The organism is Thalassotalea sp. G20_0 (assembly GCF_017744175.1).
GTDB lineage: Bacteria > Pseudomonadota > Gammaproteobacteria > Pseudomonadales > Endozoicomonadaceae > Endozoicomonas.
In genome coordinates this window covers 1-671 of sequence record NZ_JAGHQV010000401.1, presented here as the reverse complement: position 1 = coordinate 671, position 671 = coordinate 1, and the positions used below count along the sequence as shown (strand labels likewise).

Genomic DNA, 671 nt, shown 5'->3' with positions numbered 1-671 from the left:
CTTATGTTTTCAGAAATTATGAATACGTCAGTTTTCAGTTTGTGGCAGTTGACGTGTATTCATCTGGACCAGGAGGCTGCCTGACAAAACAGGTCAGGCTTCTCTGATACCGACTGCCTGGAACTTTACCGGGCTGACAGGGTCATACTCTATCGTTATCATCCCCAAACGACTCTCCAATTGGAAACAGGGAGGACCTCCAAATAAACCATGCAGTCACCTTCCTCCTCAGCAACCGCAGCAGATACTGTATCCCGGTTAATATCCACTGAAGCTGGAAGAGACGAGCCGTCAACCAACCGCAAACGCAAAAGAAAGCGGAGCATGGCGGGTCGCCAGATTGAACAGACAACAACGGGCACTGGAGCGTTTCCACCGCATCAACAGCAACCTGAATCCGGTACCATTCCCCCCATAAAGCTCAGGCGTGCTACTGGCAATAACTCGTGTATTGAGCGCTCTTCTTCGACTTCGGTTCAGGGTAATCCGGAGCCAATGGAGACTGACTCGGCCATGTCTGCTGACGCCGCTTCCACGCTTCCGGGCATAGCAATAAATCTACCAACAGCCAGCGACAACAGGCCGTTAACTGGCAATGAGCATACCTCAGAGATGGTGCAGGATATGCCAGTACCAATGGAGGATGTACCGCTCACTACAGAAATTAACAG

Annotated in this window: 1 protein-coding gene; it reads left to right on the top strand. The window is 50.8% G+C overall.

Annotated elements, in window-relative coordinates; translation table 11 throughout:
• Positions 1–210: 210 nt before the first annotated feature.
• Positions 211–671 (top strand): hypothetical protein (locus J7438_RS26730; RefSeq protein WP_209279052.1); only part of this gene is annotated, 461 nt, incomplete at its 3' end.